The organism is Phytopseudomonas straminea, from assembly GCF_900112645.1.
Lineage (GTDB): Bacteria > Pseudomonadota > Gammaproteobacteria > Pseudomonadales > Pseudomonadaceae > Aquipseudomonas > Aquipseudomonas straminea.
Window position 1 is genome coordinate 446,478 of sequence record NZ_FOMO01000002.1, and the last position, 23,246, is coordinate 469,723.

General features: G+C 64.8%; 23 protein-coding genes and 1 pseudogene. 9 read left to right on the forward strand and 15 right to left on the reverse strand.

The features are described from left to right. Positions 1–165: 165 nt before the first annotated feature. The 9 genes from flgN to BM279_RS06330 form a co-directional block, all read right to left on the reverse strand. Positions 166–606, reverse strand: coding sequence for a flagellar protein FlgN (gene flgN / locus BM279_RS06290; protein ID WP_244154125.1), 441 nt, complete (start codon positions 604–606; stop codon positions 166–168). Then, on the reverse strand, positions 603–881 hold the full coding sequence (gene flgM / locus BM279_RS06295) for a flagellar biosynthesis anti-sigma factor FlgM (RefSeq protein ID WP_093502000.1): 279 nt from the start codon (positions 879–881) through the stop codon (positions 603–605). The genes flgN and flgM overlap by 4 nt, the downstream gene beginning before the upstream one ends. Positions 882–971: 90 nt before the next feature. Continuing rightward, positions 972–1,397 carry a flagellar export protein FliJ gene (locus BM279_RS06300; RefSeq protein WP_093502002.1) on the reverse strand — a complete coding sequence of 142 codons (426 nt, stop codon included), beginning with the start codon at positions 1,395–1,397 and terminating at the stop codon, positions 972–974. Then, positions 1,394–2,719: a flagellar protein export ATPase FliI gene (fliI, locus tag BM279_RS06305; RefSeq protein ID WP_093502004.1), complete on the reverse strand. Its 1,326-nt coding sequence runs from the start codon at positions 2,717–2,719 to the stop codon at positions 1,394–1,396. The genes BM279_RS06300 and fliI overlap by 4 nt, the downstream gene beginning before the upstream one ends. Positions 2,720–2,723: 4 nt before the next feature. After that, entirely contained in the window at positions 2,724–3,422 is a 699-nt protein-coding gene (gene fliH / locus BM279_RS06310; RefSeq protein WP_093502006.1) for a flagellar assembly protein FliH, read from the reverse strand. A gap of 6 nt (positions 3,423–3,428) precedes the next feature. Next, positions 3,429–4,490, reverse strand: a complete 1,062-nt coding sequence (locus tag BM279_RS06315; protein WP_093502008.1) for a FliG C-terminal domain-containing protein — start codon at positions 4,488–4,490, stop codon at positions 3,429–3,431. Beyond that, on the reverse strand, positions 4,462–6,180 hold the full coding sequence (fliF, locus tag BM279_RS06320) for a flagellar basal-body MS-ring/collar protein FliF (protein WP_093502010.1): 1,719 nt from the start codon (positions 6,178–6,180) through the stop codon (positions 4,462–4,464). The genes BM279_RS06315 and fliF overlap by 29 nt, the downstream gene beginning before the upstream one ends. Before the next feature lie 9 nt (positions 6,181–6,189). Next, a complete protein-coding gene (gene fliE / locus BM279_RS06325) occupies positions 6,190–6,507 on the reverse strand; it encodes a flagellar hook-basal body complex protein FliE (RefSeq protein WP_093502012.1) in 318 nt (105 codons plus the stop codon). Between the two features lie 20 nt (positions 6,508–6,527). Next, on the reverse strand, positions 6,528–7,928 hold the full coding sequence (locus BM279_RS06330; protein WP_093502014.1) for a sigma-54 interaction domain-containing protein: 1,401 nt from the start codon (positions 7,926–7,928) through the stop codon (positions 6,528–6,530). A 366-nt stretch (positions 7,929–8,294) separates the two neighbouring features. Here BM279_RS06330 and BM279_RS06335 point away from each other — a divergent pair, with 366 nt between their 5' ends. Genes BM279_RS06335 through BM279_RS06365 form a run of 7 tightly spaced genes read left to right on the forward strand, consistent with a single transcriptional unit; the run spans position 8,295 to position 14,545 of the window. After that, a complete protein-coding gene (locus BM279_RS06335) occupies positions 8,295–9,131 on the forward strand; it encodes a FliM/FliN family flagellar motor switch protein (protein WP_093502016.1) in 837 nt (278 codons plus the stop codon). Next, positions 9,128–9,481 (forward strand): flagellar motor switch protein FliN, encoded by a 354-nt coding sequence (gene fliN / locus BM279_RS06340; protein ID WP_013792135.1) that lies wholly within the window; start codon positions 9,128–9,130, stop codon positions 9,479–9,481. Before BM279_RS06335 ends, fliN begins: the two co-directional genes overlap by 4 nt. Beyond that, on the forward strand, positions 9,478–10,230 hold the full coding sequence (gene fliP, locus BM279_RS06345) for a flagellar type III secretion system pore protein FliP (protein ID WP_093502018.1): 753 nt from the start codon (positions 9,478–9,480) through the stop codon (positions 10,228–10,230). Before fliN ends, fliP begins: the two co-directional genes overlap by 4 nt. Positions 10,231–10,239: 9 nt before the next feature. Next, on the forward strand, positions 10,240–10,512 hold the full coding sequence (locus BM279_RS06350) for a flagellar biosynthetic protein FliQ (protein WP_013792137.1): 273 nt from the start codon (positions 10,240–10,242) through the stop codon (positions 10,510–10,512). 6 nt (positions 10,513–10,518) lie between these two features. Then, positions 10,519–11,316: a flagellar biosynthetic protein FliR gene (gene fliR / locus BM279_RS06355; protein WP_093502020.1), complete on the forward strand. Its 798-nt coding sequence runs from the start codon at positions 10,519–10,521 to the stop codon at positions 11,314–11,316. Then, complete coding sequence (gene flhB, locus BM279_RS06360) at positions 11,313–12,452, forward strand: flagellar type III secretion system protein FlhB (RefSeq protein WP_093502022.1); 1,140 nt, start codon at positions 11,313–11,315, stop codon at positions 12,450–12,452. The genes fliR and flhB overlap by 4 nt, the downstream gene beginning before the upstream one ends. Next, complete coding sequence (locus BM279_RS06365; protein WP_093502024.1) at positions 12,449–14,545, forward strand: flagellar biosynthesis protein FlhA; 2,097 nt, start codon at positions 12,449–12,451, stop codon at positions 14,543–14,545. Before flhB ends, BM279_RS06365 begins: the two co-directional genes overlap by 4 nt. Positions 14,546–14,549: 4 nt before the next feature. Here the strand turns inward: BM279_RS06365 and BM279_RS06370 are convergent, their stop codons facing one another. The 4 genes from BM279_RS06370 to BM279_RS06385 form a co-directional block, all read right to left on the reverse strand. Then, a complete protein-coding gene (locus tag BM279_RS06370) occupies positions 14,550–14,900 on the reverse strand; it encodes a PilZ domain-containing protein (RefSeq protein ID WP_093502026.1) in 351 nt (116 codons plus the stop codon). A 94-nt stretch (positions 14,901–14,994) separates the two neighbouring features. Further along, positions 14,995–15,360: a hypothetical protein gene (locus BM279_RS06375; protein WP_093502029.1), complete on the reverse strand. Its 366-nt coding sequence runs from the start codon at positions 15,358–15,360 to the stop codon at positions 14,995–14,997. Beyond that, entirely contained in the window at positions 15,357–15,674 is a 318-nt protein-coding gene (locus BM279_RS06380; protein ID WP_093502031.1) for a helix-turn-helix domain-containing protein, read from the reverse strand. The genes BM279_RS06375 and BM279_RS06380 overlap by 4 nt, the downstream gene beginning before the upstream one ends. 115 nt (positions 15,675–15,789) lie before the next feature. Continuing rightward, positions 15,790–16,290 (reverse strand): TetR/AcrR family transcriptional regulator, encoded by a 501-nt coding sequence (locus BM279_RS06385; RefSeq protein WP_244154139.1) that lies wholly within the window; start codon positions 16,288–16,290, stop codon positions 15,790–15,792. 238 nt (positions 16,291–16,528) lie between these two features. Between BM279_RS06385 and BM279_RS06390 the strand changes: the two are divergent. After that, positions 16,529–17,700 (forward strand): annotated as a pseudogene (locus tag BM279_RS06390) (efflux RND transporter periplasmic adaptor subunit). An 18-nt stretch (positions 17,701–17,718) separates the two neighbouring features. Continuing rightward, positions 17,719–20,853, forward strand: a complete 3,135-nt coding sequence (locus BM279_RS06395; protein ID WP_093502526.1) for an efflux RND transporter permease subunit — start codon at positions 17,719–17,721, stop codon at positions 20,851–20,853. Between the two features lie 27 nt (positions 20,854–20,880). Here BM279_RS06395 and BM279_RS06400 read toward each other — a convergent pair whose 3' ends face one another. Both BM279_RS06400 and BM279_RS06405 read right to left on the reverse strand, forming a co-directional pair. Beyond that, positions 20,881–21,489 carry an FMN-dependent NADH-azoreductase gene (locus BM279_RS06400; RefSeq protein WP_093502035.1) on the reverse strand — a complete coding sequence of 203 codons (609 nt, stop codon included), beginning with the start codon at positions 21,487–21,489 and terminating at the stop codon, positions 20,881–20,883. Between the two features lie 91 nt (positions 21,490–21,580). After that, a complete protein-coding gene (locus tag BM279_RS06405; RefSeq protein ID WP_093502037.1) occupies positions 21,581–23,206 on the reverse strand; it encodes a methyl-accepting chemotaxis protein in 1,626 nt (541 codons plus the stop codon). Positions 23,207–23,246 lie beyond the last annotated feature (40 nt).

Genomic DNA, 23,246 nt, shown 5'->3' on the forward strand with positions numbered 1-23,246 from the left:
TCGAATCTCCACTGAAAGCTATTTAGCAATTCCGGTGCCAGGGCCAGAAACCCCGTATTACGCGGGTTTCAGCCAGCCGAGAGGTGAAACGATGCTTCCGCCTGGGCAGCCGGAGACGTCCGGCGGAAGCACTGCTTCCTTCCGCCTGCTGGAAGGGTTTGCGGATCAGTAAGCGGGCGGGCAGTAGAAGCCGTCGCCACGCTGGGGCTCGAGCAACTGGCAGAGAATCTCGTGCTGGCTGGCGAGTAGCTGGCCATTGACCTCGTTGAGCCGCTGACACTGCTGGGCGATCTGCCCGAGCTGCGTCCACAGCGCCTGCATGTCGCGCCCGCGCGCAGTCGGATAAAGGGCGATGAAGGCCTGCATGCCGGCCTCGTCGAACGCCAGGCCGACGGCCTTCAATACCTTGACGCGGCGCCGGGCACGATCCTGCGCGCTGCCGAGCAGCAGCTGGATACGCTCGTTGAGCAGGTGCACGCCGTCGGTGTCGCAGCGCATCAGGCCATGACGCAACTCCTGCATCAGGCCGCGCAGGTAGACGTAGTCGTCCAGGTCCTGGTGCAGATCCTGTTCCATGGCCTCGAGCAGGCGTTCGCGCTGGCTCACGCCTCGCGAATCCCGTGGTAGATCAGAATGCCGCTGGCCAGGGCACCGGCGCTGCTGTCCAGGCTGCCTTCGCGCAGGGCCTTGCGCAGGCTCTCGACCTTGTCCAGGTCGACCTCGGGCAGCGCACGCAGCGCATCCTGCAGCTGCTCGAGCGGGCGCGCGTCGGCGCCGCCTGGCGCAGCAGCCGTGGACGTGGCCTCACGGGTACCGCGGCTGGCAGCCGCCGGCTCGCTGACGGGCGTCGGCGTGAGGTTCAGGTGGCGGTTGATTTCCATGTGATCGGTCCAGGTTTTCCGCTGTTATCGAGTAGAGGCGACTGGCGATGAAGGCCACTTAAGCCGGCAAGCAATTTTTTTACCGGGCAGTCACGGCGCCTGGTTGCGCCACCAGGCCTGGGTGGCCAGGCCGTCCTGAATCTTCTGTTCCTGCTGCGTCAATTGCGCCTGCCATTGCTGCAGCTTGCCATCGAGCACCTGGGCCACCACCTTTTCGCTGCGCATGGCCGCCAGCAGTTCGCTCTGGATGCGCTGCAGCGCCTGCTCGGCCACATCCAGCTCGCGGCGTTGCAGCTGCAGCATCTTGTGCAGGGTCAGCTTGTACTGTTGCTGATTGCTGCGCTGCAGCAGCGTATCCACGCGAACCTCGAAGCCGCACAGCCGGTCGAGCCCACTGATGTTGTTGCGATAGCGCTGGCACAGGTTGCGCTGGTAAGCCACGCGGCCCAGCACCTGGCGTACCTGATTGCCGCGCAGCGCGGCCAGGCGCTGCAGCACCTCGACCTGCTGCTTCATCGGATCAGCGCCTGCAAGCGGCCCTGGCTGTCCGCCAGGTCGGCGCCCTCACCCACTTCCTGACACAGAAAGCGCTGGATGGCGGGCGCAATCTGCACCGCTCGATCGGTCCTGGCATCCATGCCCGGCGTGTATCCGCCGAGGGGAATCAGTTCGCGAATCTTCTCGAAGGCGCCGTACAGCTCCTTGAGCTGCAGGGCCGCGCGGCGCAGCTCCACCGGCACCACCTGGGACATGCAACGGCTCACCGAGGCGGCGATGTCGATAGCCGGATAATGGCCGACGTCTGCCAGGCGCCGCGACAGCACGATGTGCCCGTCGAGAATGGCCCGGGCGCAGTCGGCGATGGGGTCCTGCTGGTCATCGCCCTCGGCCAGCACAGTGTAGATGGCGCTCAGGCTGCCGCTGCCGGCCTCGCCGTTGCCGGCGCTTTCGACCAGCTCCGGCAACAGGCCGAACACCGACGGCGGGTAGCCCTTGGTGGCAGGCGGCTCGCCCAGGGCCAGGGCGATTTCCCGCTGGGCCATGGCGTAGCGCGTCAACGAGTCGACGAGCAAAAGCACGTCCTTGCCCTGGTCACGAAAGTAGGCGGCGATGCTGTGGCACAGCTCGGCCGCCTTCAGACGCATCAGCGGCGATTCGTTGGCTGGCGCTACGACCACCACGGCCTTGCGCAGCCCTTCCTCGCCCAGCGAATGCAGAATGAATTCCTGTACCTCACGGCCGCGCTCGCCGATCAACCCGACCACCACCACATCGGCCTTGGTTTCGCGGGTAATCATGCCCAGCAGCACGCTCTTGCCCACGCCGCTGCCGGCGAACAGGCCGACGCGCTGGCCCTTGCCGAGGGTCAGCATGGCGTTGATGGCGCGTACGCCGACATCCAGTGGCTCTTCCACCGGGCGTCTGCGCAGCGGGTTGACGGTCGGCAACTCCTGGGACAGCGAATCGCGCCCGATCAGCTTGCCCAGGCCGTCCAGGGGTTCGCCCAAGCCGTTGATCACCCGGCCAAGCCATGACTCGTCGATCTGCAGCGACGCCTCGTCGGCGGCGGGAAACACCCGCGAACCCGCGCCGAGGCCCACGGGTTTCTTGAACGGCATCAGGTAGGTGATATCACGGTTGAAACCCACCACCTGGGCTTCCAGCAGACAGCCGTCGCCCTGTTCGATGTGACAGCGCTGGCCGGTGGTGCGCTGGCACCCCAGGCTTTCCAGCAGCAGCCCGGATACCTTGACCAGGCGCCCGCTGACCTTGGCCAAGCGCACGCCGTCGAGCGAGCGCAGGGCTTCATCGAGCTTGAATTCACCCAGCTGCGCCATGGCCTCAGTCCTCGGTCAGTTCGAGGTGCTCGGCCAGGGTTTCCAGGCACGAGTCCAGGCGCTGCTGGCAGCCGATGTCCGCCTCGGCCTGGGCGGTGACCACACGGCACTCGCCCAGCGCCAGGCGCTCGTCGGCGACCAGCCGCCAGGTGGCCGCGCGCTCGGGGGCGAGATCACGCAGGCGCGCGTATTCATCGGGGTTGAGCAGCACCTTGACCTCGCCCTGCTCGCCCTGCTCGCCCGGCATGCCGGCCAGGGCCTCTTCGGCGAGCGTCAGCAGTTGGTCCGGGTGCAGGGTCAGCTCGCAGCGAATCACCTGGCGGGCGACCTTGCCCACCAGCTCCAGCAGTTCCTGGCGGCGCTTGCGTTCCTGCTCGGCGGCGTGCTGCTGCAACTGCGCGTACAGCGCATCCAGCGGCCGGGCGGCCTCTTCGAAGGCCGTCTGACCATGGCGGCGGCCTTCTTCGCGGCCCAGGCGCAAGCCCTCTTCGCGGCCGAGCTGCAGACCCTGCTGGTGACCGGCATCGTGGCCCTGCTGCAAGCCCTCCTGGTAACCCTTTTCGATACCCTGCTGAAAACCGTCGCTCATGGCGCGCTGCACGCTGGCCGCGTCACCGCCCGACTCGAGGATGTCCGGGCAGCGTGGCGGGAAGCGGTACGCCCGCCAGGCCTTGTCGTGGTCTCGACTGACTTTCACGCTCATGCCGTTCTACTCCACCGTCTGTTCGCGGAACAACTGCAGCTGGATGTCGCCCTGGGCCGCCATGTCACGCACCACGGCCATGATGTCCTTGCGCACCTGCTCGATGCGGCTCATCGGCACCGGGCCCTGACGCCGCTTGATCGACTCCATCTGCTGGGCCTGACGCTTGGGCATGACCGCCTGGATGGCCTTGGTGAGCGCCGGCTCGGCGCCCTTGAGCGCCACCACCCACTCTTCCATGGGCACGGCTTCGAGCAAGGCGGACAGCACGTCCGGGGTCTGCCGCGAGAGGATGAAGAAGTCGTACATTTCCTCCTCGATGCGGCCCACCAGCTGCTCGTCGTGGGAACGCAGCAGCTCGAACATCTGGCTTCGGTCACCCTTGAAGCGGTTCATGATGTCGGCCGCCTGCTTGAGGCCGCGCACCTGGGAGCCCTGGGCGGACAGCACCGACAGGCTGCGGTCGATCAGCTGCTCCAGTTCGGCGATCACGTCGCCGTTGACCTCGTTGAGGTTGGCGATGCGGTACAGCAGCTCGTCCTGGCGCTCGGCCGGCATGCACTCGAGCACGTCGCAGGCCATGCCAGGCGGCAGGAATGCCAGGAACACCGCCTGCATCTGCGCGTGCTCCTTGGCCAGCATGGCGGCGAACTGCTTGGGATCGAGCCACTCCAGGCGCGCCATCTTGGCGCGGATTTCCTCGCCGTAGATGCTGTCCAGCAAATTGCGGGTGATCTCGCTGCCCAGGGCCTTGCCGAGCATCCCGGAGAGGTAGCTGCGCGACGCCCCCTTGATGTTGCTCTGTTCCTTGTAGTCGTCGAAGAACCGCCCGATGACGTCGGAAACCGTGGCCAGTTTGATGTTCGACAGGCGCGCCATGGTCTGGCTGATGCTGATGATCTCCTCGCGCGAGAAGTGCCGCAGCACCCGCGAGGAGATGTCGTCGCCCATGCTCAGCATGAGGATCGCCGCCTGCTCGGTAGAGCTCAACGCACGCGCCCTCGGTTTGAGCTCGCCAGCCTTGCTGCTGGCAGCCTTCTCAACCGGCTGCACCGAGTTCTTTGTCATTACGCCCTACCCATTGTTTGATGACTTCCGAGACGCGCTCGGGATCGTTCTCGGCCAGCATCCGCAGGTGTTCGATCTGGTGTTCCAGGCCCGAGCCGGGCGCCGGCAGGCGAATTTCCGACAGCGGATTCAACTCGCTGAACAGCTTGGCCGGATCACGCTCGCCGCCCACCCGCGCGAGCAGGCGCCCGGCCTGCTCGCTGGCCAGCATCGCCGGCAATTCGCCTTCGCCCTCTGCCCCTGCAGCCGCGTTTTCCGTCTTGCGGTCCGGGCGGGCGATCAGCCCGCGCACGGCCGGGCGAACCACCAGCAGCACCAGCAGCAGGCTGATCAGCGCGAACACGGCGATCTTCACCCACTCGTGCACGTTGGGGTTTTCCCACCAGGCGAGGCCGGCGTTGGCCGACTCGTCCGCCGCGGCGGGAGTGAACGGCAGCACGCTCAGGGTCAGCACATCGCCGCGCGCCTGGTTGAAGCCGACCGCACTCTTGACCATCGCCTCCAGCTCGCTGCGCGCCTCGGCCGTCCAGCCACCTTCAGGGGCGGCCTGGGCGTTGAGCACCACGGCCACGCTCTGCTGCTGCAGGCGATAGGGTGCGTGGCGCACGTGAGTGACGCTCTGGTCGTAATCGAGCTGGCGATTGGATTCCTTGCGCAGCGACGTCGCAGCCTTGTCCTCGGGCGGTGCCGGCTGCGCGGCCTGGCCACCCTGGGCCGCCTGGCGCTGGGCCTGGGTGTTGGCCGGCGGCGTGTTGCTCAGCGAACCGGGAACACCCAGGGCCAGCTTGTCGAGCACGCTTTCGTCGCGGGTCACCTCGTTACGCAGCCGCGGTTCCTGGCCGTAGGTCTGCAGGGTTTCCTCGCGCTGGCTGAAGTCGATATCGGCGGACACGCTGAGGCGATAATTGTCGCGGCCCAGCACCGGGGTCAGCACTTCCTCGACATTGAACGCCGCCTTGCGCTGATAATCCTCGATCACCTGCCAGGTGCGCTGCGGGCCGCCCCAGCCTTCCAGGTCACGGGACAGCAGCGTGCCGTGCTGGTCGACGACGCGCACGTCCTTGGCATCGAGCTGGGGCACGCTGCCGGCCACCAGGTTGACCACCGCGGACACCTGCTCCGGCTCCAGGCGATAACCCGGCGCCAGCTGCAGCATCACCGAGGCCTTGGTCGGCTCGCGGCGGGCAATCACGAACGAATTGTTCTCTTCGCGCGCCAGGTGAACCCGCGCCTGCTGCACGCCCTGCAGTGCCATGATGGTCTGCGCCAGCTCACCCTCCAGGCTGCGTTTCAGGCGCACGTCCTGCATGAACTGGCTGGTGCCCAGTGGCTCGTCCTTGTCGAACAGTTCGTAGCCCGCCGGCAGCGACACCTTGACGCCCCTGGCCGCCAGCAACAGCCGCGCCCGCGCCACCTGTTCATCGCTGACCAGCACCTGGCCGCTCTGCGGATGCAGGCGATAGGCAATGCCCTCGCCTTCCAGCAGGGCGATCACCTCGGCAGCGGGAAAGCGCTCACCAGCGCCATACAGCGGGCGCAGGTTGTCCTCGCCCTTCCACAGGTAGTAGACGACGCCCATTGCCAGCAGCGCAGCGATGGCCGCCATGCATGCCAGGGCGATACGCGGATCGGCCCTGAGGCGCTCCAGCAGCGGATTGCTTCTGATGGTTTTCAGTACGCGTTGCGGCACCTGGCCTCCTTACAACGGCATCTTGATGATGTCGTCAAACGCCGTGCTCAGCTTGTTGCGTACCTGCAGCAATGCAGAGAACGCCACACTGGCCTTCTGGCTGTCGACCATGGCACCGACCAGGTCATCGCTCTGCCCACGCTCCACGGCGGCCACCGCCGAACTCGCCTGGTGCTGCTGGGCGTCGATGGCCCGCAGGTTGGCGGCGAAGCTGTCGGTGAAGCCCTGGGGCTCGGCCGCCGGGCGAATGCCCGCGCCCTGGCTGAGGCCCTTCATGGCCTCCATGCGTGCCAGCATGTCCTGGCGTATCGAATCGATCGAATTCATCCACGGCTCTCCAGCGGCGATCAGAACGGAATGTGTACGCCCTGCTCGCGCATGGCGCTCAGGCGATAGCGCAGTGCCCGGGTACTCATGCCCAGGCTCTGCGCGGCTTTGGTCTTGTGGCCGTCGAAGCGGCGGATGGTATCGAGCACGTGCTGGTACTCGGCCCACTTGCCACTGGCGCGCAGCGCCGCGCGGCCATCCTCACCCGCATCCGGCTGCATCGCCGCGGCGATGTGGATGCTCGCTGCCGGCACGCTGCCCGGCACCTCCAGGCCAAGGTCGGCAGGCTGGATGAACAGGCCATTGCGCAGCACCAGCGCGCGCTGCACGGTGTTCTCCAGCTCGCGCACGTTGCCGGGCCAGTCATGGCCGAGCAGCGCACGGCGCGCCGAATCGGTGAGCAGTTCTTCGCCTTCGCCCGGCGCGTGGCTGGCGATGAAGCGGCTGACCAGCGGCAGGATGTCGTCACGCCGCTCACGCAGCGGTGCGATGTGCAGGGGCAACACGTCCAGACGGAACATCAGGTCGGCGCGAAAACGCCCGGCGGCCACTTCCTGCTGCAGGTCGCGGTTGGTGGCAGCGATGATGCGCACGTCCAGCGCAATTTCCCGGCGCCCGCCAAGGCGCTCCACCCGCTGCTCCTGCAGCACACGCAGCAGCTTGGCCTGCAGCGCCAGGGGCAGTTCGCCGATTTCATCGAGCAGCAGCGTGCCGCCGTTGGCCTGTTCGAACTTGCCGGCCTGCGCGCTGACGGCACCGGTGAAGGCGCCACGCTCGTGGCCGAACAGAATGGACTCGAGCATCTGCTCGGGGATCGCCGCGCAGTTGACCGCGACGAAGGGCGCCTCCGGGCGCCCGGAGCACCGATGGATATAGCGCGCCATGCGCTCCTTGCCGGTTCCGGTTTCGCCGCTGATCAGCACCGGCGCACGGGTCAGCGCCACGCGCTGGGCCATGGCCAGCAGGCGACGACCGGAAGCCGAATGGCAGACCAGTTCGTCGGCGGAACTGTCGGCGAGCGCCTGGCGCTGCAATAGCGTGGCGACCTGCTGCTCGCTGAACGGCGACAGCAGGTAATCGACGCAGCCGCCTTCTAGCAGCAGCGCCGCTTTTTCCTGGTCGGCGTAGTCGACCACCGGAATCAGGGTCAGGCGCGGATACCGCAGCAGCCAGCTGCGCACCTGTTCGCTCAACGCCTGGGCGCACCCCATGGAGGCGAACAGGAAGACCAGGCTGGCCCGCTCCAGGTGGGCGGCCTGCACGCCGTGAAGATCGGCGCAGCGCTGCACCTGACAACGTTGGGTCGCCAGGGCATCGAGCAGCGCGCCGTGAAATGCCCCCTGGCCAACGACCAGAACACGTCGACTGTCCGTGGCGGCCGCGAACACGAGAGGTTCGCAATGACTGACTGGACGATTCATTTCAATCCCTCCCTGCTGGCGGTGGTGAAAAAATTTCGTGTTGCGTGAACCAATGGCTTAATCGCCGATCAGAACAGGTCGCCATCCTACATTTGGGCGCCCTGCCGTTCGGGCGGAAGGCAAAATTAGCCAATTGCCCGCCAAGCGCTGAATCAGTTCCCATCAAAACCCGTCAAGCGGCGCCAATAACGCCTCAAGACGTCTTTTGATATCTCTTGATTTAACCTCAAAGCCCCGTCGCTCCTAGACTCGCCCCTCACTTCAGGTATGCCGCCTTGGCCACGTCAAAGGCGCCGGCAACTCCGTGCCCAGGCATGTGATTGCTGCCCTGTCTCTCCGATTTTTTGGAAAAGTGCGGTTTGGCAGATGCTCGGTAATTCGAAAATCCACCACGATGTTCAGCCTGATCAGTTGCTGCGGCTCAAGCCGCACAAACTCGGTCGGCACTATCACCGCATCCCGAATTACATCCGGGAAACGTCGGGCAAATACCCGCGTCTGGTCAGTGACTATTTCCTGCGCAACTACCGCATCAACCTCGAGTTGCAGGGCGTCGACGTGCTCGAGCATTTCAAGTGCCCGGCCGAATGCACCTATCGCAGTGCCCACGGCAAGGTCGGCTTCGCCATCGAGCGCAGCCTGCTTACCGAAGCCCTGGAGTGTTACTACGGCGGCACGTCGCTGCCGGGTGGCGAGATGCCCCCGGAAAGCTCGTCCGAGCAGCGCATGCGTGATCGCCTCGGCAGCGACGTGGTGCACCTGTTGCTGCGCGCGCTGCTCGCCGGCGAAGACCCCGGCAAGCTCAGCCACCACGACAGCACCTATGACGAGGTGCAGTGGGAGTACCAGGCCGAGTTTCGCTACATCAGCCATATCACCGGCACCCAGGCTTCGCTGTACCTGTATCTGGATGCCCAGCTGGTCAACGAACTGACGCGCCGCAACAGCCCGCCCCCGGCGCGGCTGAACGGCAATCCTGCGCAGCACATCCAGCAGTTACCGGTGCAGCTCGATTGCGTGCTGGCGCGCCTGCGCATGCCGCTGCTGCAGGTGCTCAACCTGAAGCGCGGCGACATCCTGCCGATTCGCCTGGCGGAGCGCTGCGATATCGAGATCAACCAGCAGAAGCTGTTTCGCGGCACCGTTTTCGAGGAAGACGGCGCCCTTTTCCTGACATCCCTCGAGAGCGTGCAGACCCCATGAGCGGCCCGATTTCCGACAGCGAACTGGACAACCTGATCAACGACGACCTGGCCGGCGCACCGGCAGAGAGCGGCGCTCCCGCCCGCGAGCTGGGCCAGGACCTGAGCTTCTTCGGCAAGATCCCGGTGGACGTCAGCCTCGAAGTGGCTTCCACCCGGGTGTCACTCAAGGAACTGATGGAGGTCGATACCCACAGCGTGATCGTGCTCGACAAACTGGCCGGAGAGCCACTCGACGTGAAGGTCAACGGCGCGTTGTTCGCCAAGGCCGAAGTGGTGGTGATGAACGGCAATTACGGCCTGCGCATCGTCGAGTTGTGCGGCAACGGCCTCGACGACCTGGCTCCATGACCGCATCCCGTGTCGCCCGCCTTGGCGCTCTGGCCCTGGCGCTGCTGCCCCTGAGCGTGCAGGCGGCCAATGGTGACATCACGCTCTTGAGCCTGAACGACACCGAGAACGGCCAGGACCTGAGCGTCAAGGTACAGATCTTGGTGCTGATGACGCTGCTCGGCCTGCTGCCGGCCATGCTGCTGATGATGACCTGCTTCACCCGCTTCATCATCGTGCTGGCCATCCTGCGTCAGGCCATCGGCCTGCAGCAGAGCCCGCCGAACAACGTGCTGATCGGCATCGCCCTGTGCCTGACCCTGCTGGTGATGCGCCCGGCCTGGCAGGAGTTGTACGAGAATGCCTACCAGCCCTTCGAGACCGACCAACTGACGCTGCCCGAGGCGCTGGACAGCGCCAAGGGCGTGATGGCGCGCTTCATGCTCGCGCAGACCAACAAGAACTCGCTGGTCACCATGGTCGAACTGGCCGGCGAGACCATGCCCGAAGATCCGACCACCCTGGATTTCTCGCTGATCCTCCCGGCGTTCGTGCTCAGCGAGCTGAAAACCGCGTTCCAGCTGGGGTTCATGATCTTCATCCCGTTTCTGGTCATCGACCTGGTGGTGGCCAGCGTGCTGATGGCAATGGGCATGATGATGCTCTCGCCGATGATGATCTCGCTGCCCTTCAAGCTCATGGTGTTCGTGCTGGTGGACGGCTGGACACTGATGATGGGCACCCTCGCCACCAGTGTTCAACCCTTCTAGGTTGCCGCCATGCTGACGCCCGACACCGCTGTTTCCATCGTCGCCAACGCCGTGCACATCACCGCCCTGGTGGTCTGCGTACTGGTCGTGCCGAGCCTGCTCGGCGGCCTGCTGGTGAGCATTTTCCAGGCGGCCACGCAGATCAACGAACAGATGCTGAGTTTTCTGCCGCGCCTGCTGATTACCCTGGGCATGCTGGTGTTCGCCGGCCACTGGATTCTGCGCACGCTGAGCGAGCTGTTCATCGAGAGCTTCCAGCAGGCCAGCCGTCTGGTCGGGTAGACGTACGTGCCCGCCGAAGCCTCCGTCTACCAGTTGTCTCAACTGCTGCTGACCCTGCAGGGCTACTGGGCACCCTTCTGCCGGCTGCTGGCGTTCTTTGCCGTCGCGCCGATGTTCGGCCACCGCGCCCTGCCCGTGCGCGCCCGGGTCGTGCTGGCGTTGCTGGCCAGCATCGCCCTGGCCCACAGCCTGCCGCCGCTGGACTACTTCGAGCCGCTGTCGGTGCGCGGCCTGCGGGTGGCCTTCCAGCAGCTGGCCATCGGCGCCCTGCTGGGCCTGTCGATGCAACTGGTGTTCACCGTGTTCACCCTGGTCGGTGAAATCATCTCCACCCAGATGGGCATGAGCATGGCGCGCTACAACGACCCGGTGAACGGCGTGTCGTCGTCGTCCATCGTCGCCCAGGTGTATTTCATCCTGCTGCTGTTCCTGTTCTTTTCCATCGACGGCCACCTGCTCGGCATCAGCGTGCTGTACCAGAGCTTCGTGCACTGGCCGATGGACGAACCCCTGCCCTACGCCGGCTTCATGGCCTTCGCCCAGTCGCTGAGCTGGATGATCGCCGCCGCGACCCTGTTCACCCTGCCCATGGTGTTCTGCACCATGCTCGTGCAGTTCTGCTTCGGTCTGCTCAATCGCATTTCGCCGGCGATGAACCTGTTTTCCCTGGGCTTTCCACTGTCGATCATCACCGGCCTGCTGTGCATCTACATGACGCTCGCCGACGTGCCCCAGCACTATCTGCACCTGACCCGCCGCCTGCTCGATGACCTCGGCACCCTGATGGGAGGCGGCCTGACATGAGCGACCAGAGCAGCCAGGAAAAAACCGAACAGCCCACGCACCAGAAGCTCAAGAAGACCAAGGAAGAAGGCCAGGTCGCGCGCTCCAAGGACCTGTCCACCACCATTACCCTGCTGGCCACCCTGCTGACCCTCAAGTACAGCGTCGGCTGGTTCTACACCGGCCTGCAGGACAGTTTCGCGCGTACCTTCGTCAACCTGCAGCCGGGCCAGCTCGGCCAGGACGACCTCGAGCAGTTTCTGGCCCATAACCTGATGCTGTTCGTCATGCTGCTGGTGCCCCTGGGGCTGACCAGTCTGCTGGTGGTGGTGTTTTCCATGATCCCTGGCGGCTGGGTGTTCGCCAGCAAGAACTTCGCCTTCAAGGCCTCCAAGCTCAACCCGCTCAGCGGCCTGAAGCGCATGTTCTTCTCGGCGCAGAGCTGGAGCGATCTGTTCAAGTCCCTCGGCAAGATCCTCGTGCTGGGCCTGCTCGCCGCCTACCTGGCGCGCGACGTGGTGACGCAACTGACGGCCCTGCAGCGCAGCGACGTGTACACCGCCATCGCCGGCGCTTTGAACCTGGCGATGAACAGCGCACTGATGCTGCTGGTGGTATTCATCCTCTTCTCGCTGATCGACATTCCCTTGCAGCGCCTGCTGTTCCATCGACGCCTGCGCATGAGCAAGCAGGAGATCAAGGAAGAGCACAAGAATCAGGAAGGCCGCCCCGAGGTCAAGGCGCGCATCCGTCAGGTGCAGAAGCAGATGCTGCATCGCCAGATCAGCAAGGTGATCCACGAGGCCAACGTGGTGATCGTCAACCCGCAGCACTATGCGGTCGCCCTGCGCTATGACAGCAGCAAGGCCGAAGCGCCCTACGTGATCGCCCGCGGCAACGACGACACCGCGCTGTACATCCGCGAACTGGCCCAGCGCCACGGCCTGGATCTGGTGGAGATTCCGCCCCTGGCCCGGGCCATCTACTTCACCACCCAGGTCAACCAGCAGATTCCCACGGCGCTGTACAAGGCCGTCGCCCAGGTTCTGACCTACGTGCTGCAACTCAAGGCCTGGCGCCAGGGGCGCCGTCGTCGCCCCGAGCTGCCGGGCAACCTCCCGATACCCGAAAGCCTTGCCAACAGAGGCCTGTCATGAAACCACTGCAACACGTCGCATCGACACTGAGCAACGGGCGCCTCGGCATTCCCGTGGTGATCCTGTCGATCCTGGCGATGATCATCCTGCCGCTGCCGCCGTTGCTGCTGGACATCCTGTTCACCTTCAACATCGGCATCGCCGTGCTGGTGCTGATGACCAGCCTGTCGTCGCGCAGCCCGCTGGACTTCTCGCTGTTGCCCACGGTGATTCTGGTCACCACCCTGATGCGCCTGTGCATGAGCGTGGCCTCCACCCGCGTGGTGCTGCTCGATGGCCACACCGGCTCGGGCGCAGCGGGCAAGGTGATCGAAGCGTTCGGCCATGTGGTGATCGGCGGCAACTTTATCGTCGGCATGATCGTTTTCGTGATCCTCACCATCGTCAACTTCATGGTCATCACCAAGGGCGGCGAGCGGATCTCCGAAGTCACCGCGCGCTTCACCCTCGACGCCCTGCCCGGCAAACAGATGGCCATCGATGCGGACCTCAATGCCGGCCTGATCGATCAGGCCGAGGCCAAGAAGCGCCGTGTCGAAGTGGGCAAGGAGGCGGACTTCTACGGCGCGATGGACGGCGCCAGCAAGTTCGTGCGCGGCGACGCCATCGCCGGCATCCTGATTCTGCTCATCAACCTGTTCGGCGGCCTGGCCATCGGCGTGTTCGTCCATGGCCTGGCCGGCGGCGAAGCCTTCCGCCTGTACGCACTGCTGACCATCGGTGACGGCCTGGTGGCGCAGATTCCGGCGCTGCTGCTGTCCACGGCGGCGGCGATCATCATCACCCGGGTCAACGAGAGCGCCGAGATCACCAGCCTGGTGCGCCGGCAGATGCTCGCCTCGCCCCAGGTGCTGTACACCGTGGCGGCCATCCTGTTCATCCTGGCGCTGGTACCGGGCATGCCGTTCGTGGCCTTCGGCAGCTTCGCCGCGCTGATGGCCTTCATTGCCTGGCACGTCTCGCGCAACGCCCCGCCGATCGAGGGCGAGGTGCTGGAGCAGACCCAGGCATTGAGCAAGGCGATGACCACCGAGCGCACCCAGAACCTGGCCTGGGAAGACATCCCGCTGGTCGAGCGACTGTCGGTGTCACTGGGCTACAAGCTGGTCGGCCTGGTCAACGAGGAAGGTGGCGCGCCGCTAGTCCAGCGGGTGCGTGGCGTACGCCAGACGCTCTCGGAAAGCCTCGGTTTCCTGCTGCCGGAGGTGCACATCCGCGACAGCCTGCGCCTGAAGGCCAACCAGTACCAGATTCTGGTCAACGGCGAGCGTGTGGACAGCGGCGAGCTGCATGCCGACCGCCTGATGGCGATTCCGGCATTGGAACTCTACGGTGAAGTGGACGGCATTCTGGGCACCGACCCGGCCTACCGCATGCAGGTGGTGTGGATCCAGCCGGCGGATAAGTCACGCGCCCTCAACCTGGGCTATCAGGTGATCGACTGCGCCAGCGTGATCGCCACCCATCTGAACAAGGTGATCCGCGAACACCTGCCCGACCTGTTCAAACACGACGACGTCGAGCACCTGATGCAGCGCCTGACCGTGCAGGCCCCCAAGCTGGCCGAGAACATCAAGGCGCAGCTCAGCTACAGCCTGCAGCACCGCGTGCTGCGCCAACTGCTGCAGGAGCAGGTACCGCTGCGCGATATCGTCAGCATCGCCTCGACCCTGCTCGAATCCAGCGAGACCACCAAGGATCCGTTGCTGCTGGCCGCCGATGTGCGCTTCGCCCTGCGTCGCAGCATCGTCTCGGCCATTGCCGGTGAGCGTCAGGAACTGGCCGTGTTCGTGCTCGACAACAGCCTGGAAAACACCCTGCTCAGTGCTCTGTCCATCGCCCAGCAGGCCGGCCCGGTCAGCCTGGACAACATTCCGGTGGAGCCCAACCTGCTCAACCAGTTGCAAAACACCATGCCGGTGGTAAAGGAGCGCCTGCGCAAGGAAGGTCATCCGCCGATCCTCACCGTGATGCCACAGCTGCGCCCGCTGCTGGCCCGTTATGCGCGGGTATTCAGCCCCGGTTTGCACGTGCTCTCGCAGAACGAGATTCCCGAGCGCGTCGGGGTGAACATCCTCGGCACCCTGGGGTGAGATGTCAGGGCGGTGTGGCCGGAATACCGCGGTCGACGCGCAGGCGCTCGACGAACGCCACGTAGTCATCGCCGGGCTGCAGCAATTGCAGCCCGAGCTCCTGATGACCACTCTGCGGATTTTCCCGCACCCACAGGCAGGTGGCGTTGAGCTCCACCTGGCTCATGGCACCATCACTGGCGCGCATGCGCAGACTCAGGCCGAACTGTGCACCCACCTCCACCGGCAGGTCGCAGATCAGCCGCAGACCGTCTTCGCAGACGTCACGGGCGTAACCGATGAGCTTGCCGGAGTGGCGGTCACTGACCTTCACCCGGAACAATGAACGAAACATGATGCGGCTGTATTGACGCATGGCCCTGCCAACGTATGGGAGTCAGCCATACAGAGCGACCCGGCCGCCCCGAAACTTAAATGCCTGGGCAGACGATGGCGGATCGGCAGGTTGGTCAGGGCGTATCGGGATACTCGAACTCGAACACCCGGGCCACTTCCGAAGCATGCCAGGAGGCGGCCGCGACGCCGTCGGGGGCGCCGTCGAAACGGCCCAGGCGGGTGACGCACTCGAAGAACCCGGTGCGTGGCAGGCGGCTGGCGCCCTGGCTGATCACCAGGGCGCTGCGCAGCGGTCGGTCACTGCGCGCATCCAGTGCGGCCAGGTGTTCGAGCGCAGCGGTAAGGGTTTGCATGGCCGGCGCCGGTAGCGCGAGGCGCTCGATCAGCGCGCGGTAGGTCAATAGATGGCGCTGCCGGCGCGCATCTTCGAGCGCTGCGAGCAGCGCCTCCCAGTGCGTGCGGCTGATGCGCACGCTCATGCCTGCCAACCGGAGATGCCGAGCACCCAGGCCAGCGCCCGCAGAATGGCGGCATCGGGCTGGCGCTCGCCGCTTTCGATCATACCCAGATAATGCGGGCTGATGCCCACCGCGCGCGCCAGCTCGTCACGGCTCAGGCCCTTGCCTTCACGCAACGCGGTAAGCTCGCTCAACGGCTTGGGCGCATCGGCATCGGGCTGGCTCGGAACCACTGCAGGGCTCTTGCCGGCCGCCTGGAGCAGCGCCTGATACTCGGCCCACGGCAGCACCGCGTATTCCGGCTCGCCGTCGCGCTCGATCACTTGTACGTTCATGCTTGGTTTCTCCGCAAAGCGCAGCATCCCTCTGCGTGCACCGGCTCAAAGTCTTCAGATAGCCGGATACTACCAGCCCTGCCGCCCAGCGCGCTCGCAACACGTCAGCGCCTGCTCAGGTCGCCGCGCCCTGCATGAAGAACTGCAGCAGCGACGCGCCCATGCTGGCCCGCGCTACCCGCCCCCGTCGCTCGCCATCGACCAGGCCGAACAGCAGCGAAGCGAACAGTTCGGTCAGTACCGGCGCGCCGATATCGATACGAAAAATCCCCTCCTGCTGGCCGCGCAGGAAGAATTGGTCCAACGCATTGGTATACGGCAACCAGCGCGCTTCTTCGCCGCACTGATGCAGCGAGTCCGGGCGCCACTGAAACATCAGGAATACCAGCAGGTCACGATGCACCAGGTGCCCGTCCACCAGACGTTGCAAGGCTTCTGGCACCGGCGCATGCTGCAGGTCGGCTTCGGCGATGACCTGGTTCATCACCTCTGAGCCATAGTCGAAGAGCATCTCGATCAGGTTGTCGCGGGTTCCGCAAAATCGGTTCAGGGTAGCCTTGCTGACCCCGGCCGCCTCGGCGATTTCCTTGAAGGTTCCACGGGGCTGCTCGACCATGGCCACGGCCAAGGCCTTAAGGAGTTTTTCTTCGGCGACAGGTCGTTGTGTCAATGCATTGCTCTCAAGTTTTTCTTCACGGCGCGCCATTGTGCAGCAAAAGTCTCAATATCCGTAATAACTGCCAAATCTAGTCACACAAAATGCAAATGAGACAATATTGACTCACCCGCATCTATAGCTGACCATTCGCGCCTTTCCAGAATAATTGCAACGGGCATTGCGCCCCAGGTGAAGCATGAGCAGGATTCGCGCTGGTCACGTCGTTTCGGCGATCACCCTCTCCATGGCCATCGCTCTGGCCGGCTGCGACAAGGGCGAACAGGGCTGGGGCGAAGCGCCACCGCGTGAGGTGGATGTGCTCACCGTCAAGACCGAACCCTTCACCGTGGTGGCCGAACTGCCGGGCCGCATCGAGCCGGTGCGTGTAGCAGAGGTGCGTGCGCGGGTTGCCGGCATCGTACTCAAGCGCACCTTCGAGGAAGGCGCCGACGTCAAGGCCGGTGACCTGCTGTTCCAGATCGACCCCGCGCCCTTCAAGGCGGCGCTGTCACGCGCCGAGGGCGAACTGGCCCGCACCGAAGCGCAGCTGTTCCAGGCCCAGGCCACCGTCGAGCGCTATCAGCCGCTGGTGAAGATCAACGCGGTCAGCCAGCAAGACTTCGACGTGGCCCGCGCCACCCTGCGTAGCGCTCAGGCCGACAAACGCTCGGCCCAGGCCAATGTGGAAACCGCCAAGCTGGATCTGGGTTACGCTCAGGTCCGCGCGCCCATCGCCGGGCGCATCGGCCGTGCCCAGGTGACCGAAGGCGCGCTGGTCGGCCAGGGCGAAACCACCCTGCTCGCCCGCATTCAGCAGCTCGACCCGGTGTATGCGGACTTCAGCCAGCCGGCTGCCGATGCCCTGCGCCTGCGCGCCGCCATCGCCGATGGCAAGGTTTCCGGCGAGGGCGACAAGGCGCTGTCGCTGCGCGTCGACGGCACCGATATCGAGAGCAAGGGCACCCTGCTGTTCACCGACATTTCGGTAGACCGCAGCACCGGGCAGATCGCCCTGCGCGGGCGCTTTGACAACCCCCAGGGCGTGTTGCTGCCGGGTATGTACGTGCGGGTGCGCACACCCAAGGGCTCGACCAAGACGCCATCCTGGTACCGCAGCGCGCCGTGCAGCGCTCCGCCGATGGCAAGGCCAGCGTGATGCTGCTCGGCGCCGACAACAGCGTGGAAGCGCGGCCGGTCACCACCGGTGCCATGCAGGGCGCCCGCTGGCAGATTACCGAAGGCCTCAAGGCCGGCGACAAGGTCATCGTCAGCTCACTGGGCGCGATCCAGCCAGGCGCCAAGGTGGTGCCCCGTGAACACGGCGCGCCAGCGCCAGACACGCCCGCCAACCCTTCACAGGCGCAGTAAGCCGGAGCCCATGACATGATGTCTCTGTTCTTTATCCGGCGCCCGAACTTCGCCTGGGTGGTCGCGCTGTTCATCACCATGGCCGGCCTTTTGGCTATCCCCTTTCTGCCGGTTGCGCAGTACCCCAACGTGGCGCCGCCACAGATAACCGTGACCGCCACCTACCCGGGTGCTTCGGCCCAGGTGCTGACCGACTCGGTCACCAGTGTGATCGAGGAAGAGCTCAACGGCGCCAAGAATCTGCTGTACTTCGAGTCCACCAGCAACGCCAACGGCATCGCCGAAATCACCGTGACCTTCCAACCGGGCACGGACCCGGAACTGGCTCAGGTCGATGTGCAGAACCGCCTGAAGAAAGCCGAAGCACGCATGCCCCAGGCTGTGCTGACCCTGGGCATTCAGACCGAACAGGCCACCGCTGGCTTTCTGCTGATCTACGCCCTGAGCTACAAGGATGGCGGCGCCAACGACGACACCACGGCGCTGGCCGACTATGCCGCGCGCAATATCAACAACGAGATCCGCCGTGTACAGGGCGTCGGCAAGCTGCAGTTCTTCGCCTCCGAAGCGGCCATGCGTGTGTGGATCGACCCGCAGAAGCTGGTCGGTTATGGCCTGTCCATCGATGACGTCAACAACGCCATCCGTGCCCAGAACGTACAGGTGCCGGCCGGCGCCTTCGGCAGCACGCCGGGCAGCGCCGAGCAGGAGTTGACCGCGACCCTGGCGGTCAAGGGCACCCTGGACAGCCCCGAGGAATTCGCCGCCATCGTGTTGCGCGCCAACCAGGATGGCTCGCGCCTGACCCTGGGCGATGTCGCGCGTATCGAGGTCGGCAGCCAGGATTACAACTTCGGCTCACGCCAGGACGGCAAGCCGGCCGTGGCCGCTGCCGTGCAACTGGCCCCTGGCGCCAACGCCATCCAGACCGCAGAGGCGGTCAAGCAGCGCCTCACCGAGCTGTCCGCTGGTTTCCCGGAAAACGTGCAGTTCTCGGTGCCCTACGACACCTCGCGCTTCGTCGATGTGGCCATCGACAAGGTCATCATGACTCTGGTCGAGGCCATGGTGCTGGTGTTCCTGGTGATGTTCCTGTTCCTGCAGAACGTGCGCTACACGTTGATTCCGTCGATCGTGGTGCCGGTGTGTCTGCTCGGCACATTGACCTTCATGTACCTCTTGGGCTTCTCGGTGAACATGATGACCATGTTCGGCATGGTGCTGGCCATCGGCATCCTGGTCGACGACGCCATCGTGGTGGTGGAGAACGTCGAGCGGATCATGGCCGAAGAAGGCCTGGAACCGGTGCCGGCGACCATCAAGGCGATGGGCCAGGTGTCCGGGGCGATCCTAGGCATTACCCTGGTGCTGTCGGCGGTGTTCCTGCCACTGGCGTTCATGGCAGGTTCGGTGGGGGTGATCTACCAGCAGTTCTCGCTGTCGCTGGCGGTGTCGATCCTGTTCTCAGGTTTCCTGGCGCTGACCTTCACGCCGGCGCTGTGCGCCACCATTCTCAAACCGATCCCCCAGGGGCATCACGAGAAAACCGGTTTCTTCGGCTGGTTCAACCGCAAGTTCACCGGCCTGACCGGGCGTTACACCAGGCTCAACAGCAAGCTGGTACCGCGGGCCGGGCGCTTCATGTTCATCTATCTGGGCATCGTGGTGCTGATGGGTTTCTTCTACCTGCGCCTACCGGAATCCTTCGTGCCGGTCGAGGATCAGGGCTACATGATCGTCGACATCCAGCTGCCGCCCGGCGCGACGCGCGAGCGCACTTCGGCGACCGGCAAGCAGCTGGAGGAGTTTCTCGCCACCCGCGAGGCCGTGGCAACCTCGTTCTTGGTGCTGGGCTTCAGCTTCTCGGGCATGGGCGAGAACGCCGCCATCGCCTTCCCGCTACTCAAGGACTGGTCCGAGCGCGATTCGCAGCAATCGGTCGAGGCTGAGACGGCCGCAGTCAACGGCCGCTTCGCCAACCTTGATGACGGCGCCATGATGGCCGTTCCACCACCGCCGATCGAAGGCCTGGGCAACTCCGGCGGCTTCGCCCTGCGTCTTCAGGACCGCGGCGGCCTCGGCCGCGAAGCGCTACTGGCAGCCCGTGACCAGGTGCTCGGCAAGGTCAACGGCAACCCGCTGTTCCTCTACGGCATGATGGAAGGCCTGGCCGAAGCGCCGCAGCTGCGCCTGGTCATCGACCGTGAGCAGGCACGCGCCCAGGGCGTCAGTTTCGAGTCGATCAGCAATGCGCTGTCCACCGCCTTCGGCTCCTCGGTGATCAACGACTTCGCCAACGCCGGTCGCCAGCAGCGCGTGGTCGTACAGGCCGAACAGGCCGCGCGAATGACCCCGGAAAGCGTGCTCAAGCTGCACGTGCCCAACGACAGCGGCAATCTGGTGCCACTTAGCGCTTTCGTGACCACCCAATGGGAACAGGGCCCGGTGCAGGTGGCGCGCTACAACGGCTACCCGTCGATCCGCATCTCCGGCGACGCCGCTCCTGGCGTCAGCACCGGCGAGGCCATGGCCGAACTGGAGCGCATCGCCGCCGACTTGCCGGACGGTATCGGCTACGAATGGACTGGCCTCTCTTACCAGGAGAGGGTCGCCAGTGGCCAGGCGGTGATGCTCTTCGCCCTGGCCATCGTGGTGGTGTTCCTGCTGCTCGTCGCCCTGTACGAGAGCTGGGCGATTCCGCTGGCGGTGATGCTCATCGTACCGGTCGGCGCCCTCGGTGCGGTGCTCGCGGTGACCGCCATCGGCCTGCCCAACGACGTTTACTTCAAGGTCGGCCTGATCACCGTGATCGGCCTGGCGGCAAAGAATGCCATCCTGATCGTCGAGTTCGCCAAGGACCTCTGGGAAGACGGTTACTCGCTGCGCGATGCCGCCATCGAAGCCGCTCGCCTGCGCTTCAGGCCGATCATCATGACCTCCATGGCCTTCATGCTCGGCGTGGTGCCGCTGGTGATCGCCACCGGCGCAGGCGCCGCCAGCCAGCGCGCCATCGGCACCGGCGTGCTGGGCGGTATGTTCAGTGCGACCTTGCTGGGGGTGATCTTCGTGCCGATCTTCTTCGCCTGGGTACTGTCGCTGCTGCGCAGCAAACCGCAGCAAACCGACAACCATCCCCTGCACAAGGCGGAGTAAGGCGGTTGCCTATGCGGCAGTCGTCGGTCAGTAAACGCGAGATAGCGCAGCCTTGGCGACCTTGATGCCTTCGCTGCGCTCCAGCTCGCCTTTCAGCGCCCCTTCGGCCCTGACGAAGCGCACGTCGGTGATGCCCAGGAACTTGAAGAAGCTCTGCAGGTACGGCTCCTGGAAATCCATCGGTGCCATGGGCCCGTGGGAATAGAAGCCGCCGCACACCGACACCACGATCACACATTTGCCGCCGGCCAGGCCTACGGTGCCATGCTCGGTGTAGCTGAAGGTGCGCCCCACCTGAGCAATACGATCCAGCCAGACCTTCAACTGACTGGCAATGGAGAAGTTGTACATCGGCGCACCGATCACCAGGATGTTGCTGGCCAAAAACTCGTCTACCAATTGCTCGGAAAGCCGATGCTCCTGTTGCAGCGCTTCGTCGGCATCAGCCAGCTCACCCCCCTCGAAACCGGCGAATATCGGACCGGTCAGGTGGTTGATGGGGTTTTCGACCAGGTCTCGGTACAGCACCTCGGCATCCGGGTAGATAGCACGCAGGTTGGCGACTGCGATGGCAGACAGCTCCTTGCTCAACGAGCGATCGCCCGAGATGCTCGAGTCCACATGCAGGATTTTCATTGTTTTCCAAGTCACTTCTGAAGCGGCGATAAAGTAAACAACGGCGCCGAACGCCAGCTATCTGTGGCGAGTCGTTCGGCACCGTTCGTGGTCAGACCCGGAAAGCGGTGACCAGACCATTGAGGCTAACCGCCAGGCTGGCAAGCTCCTGGCTCGCGGCACGGGTCTGGTTGGCACCGGCCGAGGTCTGCTGCGACAGATCGCGGATATTCATCAGGTTGCGGTCTACCTCACGCGACACCTGGGCCTGCTGCTCCGCGGCGCTGGCGATCACCAGATTACGCTCGGTGATCGAAGCGATAGCCTGCACGATGTCATCCAGCGCGTCGCCGGCGGCCTGGGCCAGGGTCAGCGTGGTATCGGCGCGGGCACTGCTGCTCTGCATGGCGGCCACCGCATGTTCGGTGCCGTGTTGAATGTTCTCGATCATCTGTTCGATTTCCCCGGTCGACTGCTGGGTACGATGCGCCAGCGCCCGTACCTCATCCGCGACCACCGCAAAGCCCCGTCCCTGCTCGCCAGCCCGAGCAGCCTCGATGGCCGCGTTCAGGGCCAGCAGATTGGTCTGCTCGGCGATGGAGCGAATAACCGTGACCACCTGGCTGATCTCGCGCACGCTGCCGGCCAGCTTGCCGACCTCTTCAGAGGTTTCGGTAACATCCCGGGCCAGCAGATGGATGGAGTCGACGGTCTTGCGCACTTGCTCCTGCCCGCCGTGCGCGGCCTGGTCGGACTGACGCGATGCCTCGGAGGTGCTGACCGCGTTCTGCGCCACTTCCTCCACCGTGGCAGTCATCTGGTTCACCGCAGTGGCCGCCTGCTCGATCTCATCGTTCTGCTGATACAGGCCGCGGGTCGCATCCTCGGTTACCGCCTGCAGCTCTTCGGATGATGAGGCCAACAGATTGGACGACTCGCCAATACGCTGCAAAGTAGCGCGCAAGCTGCCCTGCATGGTGGCCAAGGCTTTTAGAAGCTGCGCGGGCTCATCATGGCCTTGGTGCTCGAAATCGCGGGTCAGGTCGCCGGCGGCGATGCTCTGGGCGACCTCGACCGCCTCGCCAAGCGGTTTGACAATACTGCGAGTCAGCACAATTGCCAGGGTAATGGTCAGCAGCGTAGCCATGAGCACCACCAGCGCCACGGTACGTGTGCTGCTCTCGAATACCTCATCGCTTTCGCCGAAGTCACGCATGGCGCCCTGGCGATTGTATTCGGTGAGCGCCTTGAGCTCTTCGACCAGTTGGTCACCTTCCTGAGCCATGGAACCGGTCAGGATCCGTTCGGCACTCGCCCGCTCACCACGCATCAATTGCTCGACCACGTCGCGCTGGTGCTGCAGGTAGCGATCCTTGACGCCGAGCAATTGCTGCACAAGAACACGCTCGGAATCGGAGTCGACCAAGGGTGTGTAGTCGTTCTGCGCGCGGGCCAGATCCGCCTTGGCGCTGTCCAGCGCGGGTAACGCAGCACGGCGTGCCTCGTCGCTATCGAGGGCGTAGAAACGCAGGGTCAGCGCCCTGACGCGCATGACCGACATGCCCAGTTCATTCAGGGCCAGTGTCGACGGAAACCACTTCGCCTCGATACCATCGCTCATGCTGTCCATGCGCTTCATTTGCTCGAAGGTGATGATTCCCAGCACAACCAGCAAGGTAGCCAGGGCGGCGAAACACGCACCGGCACGCACACCAATCTTCAAATTTCTAAGCGCCATCACTTGCCTCTCGGTTATCAGGCGTCCGACCGGCCGCCAG

Bases quoted from the DNA above. Each gene is read 5' to 3' on its own strand.
- BM279_RS06400 (WP_093502035.1), bottom strand. From the start codon at position 21,489: ATGAAAATCCTGCATGTGGACTCGAGCATCTCGGGCGATCGCTCGTTG.
- BM279_RS06395 (WP_093502526.1), top strand. From the start codon at position 17,719: ATGTCTCTGTTCTTTATCCGGCGCCCGAACTTCGCCTGGGTGGTCGCG.
- BM279_RS06385 (WP_244154139.1), bottom strand. From the start codon at position 16,290: ATGGTCGAGCAGCCCCGTGGAACCTTCAAGGAAATCGCCGAGGCGGCC.
- flgM (WP_093502000.1), bottom strand. From the start codon at position 881: ATGGAAATCAACCGCCACCTGAACCTCACGCCGACGCCCGTCAGCGAG.
- flhB (WP_093502022.1), top strand. From the start codon at position 11,313: ATGAGCGACCAGAGCAGCCAGGAAAAAACCGAACAGCCCACGCACCAG.
- BM279_RS06370 (WP_093502026.1), bottom strand. From the start codon at position 14,900: ATGCGTCAATACAGCCGCATCATGTTTCGTTCATTGTTCCGGGTGAAG.
- BM279_RS06300 (WP_093502002.1), bottom strand. From the start codon at position 1,397: ATGAAGCAGCAGGTCGAGGTGCTGCAGCGCCTGGCCGCGCTGCGCGGC.
- BM279_RS06315 (WP_093502008.1), bottom strand. From the start codon at position 4,490: ATGACAAAGAACTCGGTGCAGCCGGTTGAGAAGGCTGCCAGCAGCAAG.
- fliN (WP_013792135.1), top strand. From the start codon at position 9,128: ATGAGCGGCCCGATTTCCGACAGCGAACTGGACAACCTGATCAACGAC.
- BM279_RS06330 (WP_093502014.1), bottom strand. From the start codon at position 7,928: ATGAATCGTCCAGTCAGTCATTGCGAACCTCTCGTGTTCGCGGCCGCC.
- fliE (WP_093502012.1), bottom strand. From the start codon at position 6,507: ATGAATTCGATCGATTCGATACGCCAGGACATGCTGGCACGCATGGAG.
- fliH (WP_093502006.1), bottom strand. From the start codon at position 3,422: ATGAGCGTGAAAGTCAGTCGAGACCACGACAAGGCCTGGCGGGCGTAC.
- BM279_RS06375 (WP_093502029.1), bottom strand. From the start codon at position 15,360: ATGAGCGTGCGCATCAGCCGCACGCACTGGGAGGCGCTGCTCGCAGCG.
- BM279_RS06365 (WP_093502024.1), top strand. From the start codon at position 12,449: ATGAAACCACTGCAACACGTCGCATCGACACTGAGCAACGGGCGCCTC.
- fliP (WP_093502018.1), top strand. From the start codon at position 9,478: ATGACCGCATCCCGTGTCGCCCGCCTTGGCGCTCTGGCCCTGGCGCTG.
- fliI (WP_093502004.1), bottom strand. From the start codon at position 2,719: ATGGCGCAGCTGGGTGAATTCAAGCTCGATGAAGCCCTGCGCTCGCTC.
- BM279_RS06380 (WP_093502031.1), bottom strand. From the start codon at position 15,674: ATGAACGTACAAGTGATCGAGCGCGACGGCGAGCCGGAATACGCGGTG.
- BM279_RS06350 (WP_013792137.1), top strand. From the start codon at position 10,240: ATGCTGACGCCCGACACCGCTGTTTCCATCGTCGCCAACGCCGTGCAC.
- BM279_RS06405 (WP_093502037.1), bottom strand. From the start codon at position 23,206: ATGGCGCTTAGAAATTTGAAGATTGGTGTGCGTGCCGGTGCGTGTTTC.
- BM279_RS06335 (WP_093502016.1), top strand. From the start codon at position 8,295: ATGCTCGGTAATTCGAAAATCCACCACGATGTTCAGCCTGATCAGTTG.